The following is a 4,584-nucleotide window of genomic DNA, read 5'->3' on the forward strand; positions in this document are numbered from 1 at the left end:
GCATCACGGCCCCTGCAACGATCGAATCGATCACCGGACGATTCTACCACAGAGCCGGCCGGCGCGCCAGGGCTGGCTGGAGAGGCTGGCTGGAGAGCTGTCCTCTTAGCGGGAAGTCAAGACAGCTCGACTATTCTCAGTTGATCCAGCTTCCACTCTCCGATCCCGTGCTCGGAGGCGTGGCGGATGTAGCCGATCTGCTCGGGCCGGAGAGTCTCGCGGTTCCAGGTAGACAGCGTGACCCCGTAGGAGTCGACGGCGACGGGATCGATCCCGGCGATGACGCCACCGAAGGGCTCGGTCTCCCCGGGACCCGCGGGGCCTCCCGTCTTCAGGATCGTGACGGCGGAGAGGATCGTCAGAGCGGGCCGCAGGACGGTGGCAAGATCGGCGATCCCCTGCTCGAGATCGATCTCCTGGTGGAAGACATGCCGGTCCCACACGAGCCCCATCAGGTTCTTGAGTCCCAGGCTCACCCTTGTGGCCGAGTGGGCCTTCGCCGCCGGGATGTTGATCAGCACGTCGGCCTTGGCGACGGCGATCGGGATCTCGGTCTTCCGCAGCGCCTTTCCCATCGGGACGGGGACCTCTGTGTAGGCGGCGCGATCGTCGAGCGACACGAGCTTGGCCTTTGCGAAGGGAGCTACGGCCTCCGCGATCCCGCTTCGCGCGAAGCACCTCTCGGCGGGATGCAGGGTGTGATCCAGGACGAGGACCCGCCGGGCGCCCGCGTCCAGGCACGATTCGACCAGAGCGGAGACGACCTCCGGGTGCGTCGTCGCCCCCCAGCCGGGGGGCGCGTCGAAGCCCGCGTTCGGCTTCAGCACGACGGTTTCTCCCGGATGGACGAAGCGCCCGATGCCGCCCAGCGCGTCGAGAGCCCTGCGTGTCGCATCCTTCGGGGGACCTTTCGCGATGACCAGGTCAGGCGCGCCTCCCGGCGAATCGGGCGGCGCAGAAGAGGCGTTGGCTTCCCGCAAGGGGGTGTTGGCTGAGGGGGAAGGGTCCCCCGAGGCGATCGCCTGCCTCAGGGCAACGTCACGAAGCGCCAGGCCGCTGGCCACGAGAGAAGCGGCTCTGGCGAGGAATCGCCGTCGATCGATCCGCATGTCGGCTGGGTCTCCTCTCGAGGGGTTTCATGCTTGCTGCAATGGACCAGCCTGTTGCCGACAAGGTAGCACGGCCATGCCCGACTCTCAATCGACGCGAGGAGGCGAGGACGCCGGGCCCGAGGGAGGGGAGTCTCGGCGGCCCTTTGCGGCCGCCCGCGTCTGCAATAGAATCTCAAGCGATCCGCGGGCAGGTCGCGACTGGTCCGGAAGGGGGCAGAGGTGATCGAATCGGAAGACAGACCGCTTCAGGAATCGTCGGCGCCGCAGGATCTGGTCTTCCGCCACCTGATGGGATTCCGGATCCGCGACATCCTGCTGGTCTCGAGCCCGTACGACTCCTACGTCCTGCAGGAGGACGGGTTTCTCTCCGAGTGCCTGAACGTCGAGTACAATCAGCTGAACCTCTCCGCAGCTCCCTGGATCACGCAGGTCTCGACCGGAGACGAGGGGCTGGAAGCCCTGTCGGCGCGCCCGTTCGATCTCGTCATCACGATGCCCCGGCTGGGGGAGATGGATGTCCAGGAGTTCGGCCGGGAGGTCAAGCGGAGGCATCCGGATCTCCCCGTCATCCTGCTCGCCGGCAGTCCTTCCGAGGCCGCGAGGGCGAAGGAGGGGCGCAAAGAAGGGGAGATCGATCAGGTCTTCGTGTGGGGGGGAGACGTCAGGATCTTCCTCGCCATCATCAAGCACGTCGAGGACCAGAGGAACGCCGAGAGGGACATGGCCCTCGCCGGGGTCCGGGCGATCCTCCTGATCGAGGACTCGGTCCGCTTCTACTCGTCGTATCTCCCCATGCTCTACACGGAGCTGGTGACGCAGAACCAGCTCCTGATGGCCGACGGAGTCAACGCGATGCAGAGGCTGCGCCGCATGCGGGCGCGACCGAAGATCCTCCTGGCCGAATCGTTCGAGGCGGGGTGGAGTCTCTTCTCCAAGCATCGGGAGTATGTCCTCGGAATCATCGCAGACGCGCGGTTTCCCAGGGAAGGCGTCATCGATCCGGAGGCGGGCGTCGAGTTCGTGCGCCGAGTGAAGGGGCGTGATCCCGACATGCCGGTCCTGGTCCAGTCCTCGGAGGACTCCATCGCCCAGAGGGTCGAGTCGCTGGGGGCGCAGTACGTGAACAAGCGCTCCGCGCATCTGATGGAGGAGCTGCGGCGATTCATGCGGTCGAGCCTCGGCTTCGGGGACTTCGTCTTCCTGATGCCGGACGGGCGGGAGGTTGCGCGAGTGAGCGACCTGGCCGGGATGCCCGAGGCGCTCCGCACGGTGCCGGAGGTCTCCCTTCGCTACCACGCCTCCCGCAACCACTTCTCGAACTGGTGCATGGCGCGGACCGAGTTCGCGCTCGCCTCGACGCTTCGCCCCGTTCGGGTCTCCCACTTCGAGAGCACCGAAAGCCTGAGGGCCTACCTGAGAGACGCGTTCGGCCGCCTGCGGGTCGAGTCCCAGCGGGGTGTCGTCGCCGACTTCTCGCACCTCGATCTCGGCGGAGAGGAGTCCGTCTTCGGGCGCATCGGATCGGGCTCGATGGGCGGGAAGGGGAGGGGGCTCGGCTTCGTGAATGCGCTCATTCCGGGGCTCGAGGGGGGCGATCGCTTCGAAGGAGTGAGGGTCTTCATTCCCTCCTCCGCCGTCGTGGGTACCGACGTCTTCGATGACTTCATGAAGAGCAACGGCCTGTCGGGCCTCGCGCTCTCCGATGTCTCCGACGCGGAGTGCGCGGAGGCGTTCCTCAGGGGAAAGATCCCGCCGTCGATCATGGGCGATCTGCGGCGCTTCGCCGAGAGGATCGAGTCTCCGCTCGCAGTTCGGTCGTCGAGCCTTCTGGAGGACTCGCACGAGCGGCCCTTCGCGGGGATCTACCGGACCTACATGCTCGCCAACAGCGATCCCGATCCCGAAGTGAGACTGCGGCAGATCTGCGATGCCATCAGGCTGGTCTACGCATCCACATTCTCCCGGAACGCGAAGTCCTACCTCCAGCACACCCCCTATCGGATGGAAGAGGAGAAGATGGCGGTCGTCCTCCAGCGCCTCGTCGGGAGGGGCCACGGCCGCTACTTCTACCCTGACTTCTCGGGCGTTGTAAGCTCCTACAACTACTACCCGGTGCTCGACATGAAGCCCGAGGACGGAGCCGCCCTGGTCGCCCTCGGCCTCGGCAAGACAGTCGTGGAAGGGCGCAAGGCCGTACGCTTCTCTCCGGGCAGTCCCCATCGCCTCCCGCAGTTCTCGAGCGCCGCCGATTACCTGGAGAACGCTCAGAGGAGGTTTTACGCACTCGATCTGGAGGAAGGGCGCCGCGCCGCCAGCACGGCGCTCGACGATGCGATCGTCGAGCTGGGGCTCGATGTCGCGGAGGAGCACGGCACGCTCGGCCCGGTTGGCTCTGTCTACTCGCCCGATGACGACGCGGTCTTCGATGGGGTCTCCAGGTCCGGGACACGGCTGGTCACGTTCGCCCCGATCCTGAAGAGCGTTCACTCGCCCTACCCCTCCGTCCTCATGCAGCTTCTGGCGCTCGGCCGGAAGGCGATGAGCGCCCCCGTTGAGATCGAATTCGCCGTCGACCTGAGGCCGGCCCGTGGCGGGCCGAGAGTAGGCTTTCTCCAGCTGCGCCCCCTCACGATCGACGCCGCCGCGGCCGACCTGGACCGGATCGTCGACCGCGCGGGGGCCGATGCAGTGCTCTGCGAGGCCTGGCGGGCCTTTGGCCAGGGGAACATTCGCGGCGTGCGGGACCTCGTCTATGTCAAGTCCGATGCCTTCGATCGCTCGCTCACGGCCGCGGTCGCCTCGGAGCTGGAGATCCTGAACCGCCGCCTGACATCGCAACGCCGCCCCTATCTGCTGATCGGGCCCGGCCGCTGGGGGACGTCCGATCCGTGGCTGGGCATTCCCGTCGAGTGGCACGGAGTATCCGGCGCTTCCGTCATCGTGGAGACCGACCTGGGAGACGTGCCGGTCACGCCCTCGGAGGGGACGCACTTCTTCCACAACATGACCGCCCTGGGAGTCGGCTACTTCCAGGTCCATCGCGGCGAGGCGCGGGGGTTCATCGACGGCGAGTGGCTGGCGCGGCAGGCCGCCGCCTCCGAGGGGGTGTTTCTGCGACACGTCTCGCTCGAAAGGCCCCTGGAGATCTGGATCGATGGCCGCTCGCGGCGGGGGCTGATCCTGAAAGGCGCAAGCGCGGCCTGATTCTGGGTCCTGGAGTCGACCTCGCGCGCCGGGCGCGGCCTGCGGCGCTCGGGTTTCCCGCTCCACAAGACGAAGGGCCCGAGACGGCTTCCCCGTCTCGGGCCCAACGCGTCTCTCGCCGCGCCGCGGTTTGGCGGCCGGCCTAGACGAGCCCCTGATCGAGCATCGAGTCGGCGACCTTGATGAATCCGCCGATGTTGGCGCCGGCGACGTAGTTGATGAATCCGTCGGGTTGCTTGCCGTACTTCACGCAGGTCGCGTGGATGCT

2 protein-coding genes are annotated in these 4,584 nt (G+C 66.9%); one reads left to right on the forward strand and one right to left on the reverse strand.

What is annotated here, in order from left to right; genetic code table 11:
* Positions 1-116: 116 nt before the first annotated feature.
* On the reverse strand, positions 117-1,109 hold the full coding sequence (locus FJY88_12115; protein ID MBM3288079.1) for a DUF362 domain-containing protein: 993 nt from the start codon (positions 1,107-1,109) through the stop codon (positions 117-119).
* A 222-nt stretch (positions 1,110-1,331) separates the two neighbouring features.
* Here FJY88_12115 and FJY88_12120 point away from each other — a divergent pair, with 222 nt between their 5' ends.
* Positions 1,332-4,316, forward strand: a complete 2,985-nt coding sequence (locus FJY88_12120; GenBank protein MBM3288080.1) for a histidine kinase — start codon at positions 1,332-1,334, stop codon at positions 4,314-4,316.
* Positions 4,317-4,584: the final 268 nt, after the last annotated feature.

The organism is Candidatus Eisenbacteria bacterium (genome assembly GCA_016867495.1).
Lineage (GTDB): Bacteria > Eisenbacteria > RBG-16-71-46 > CAIMUX01 > VGJL01 > VGJL01.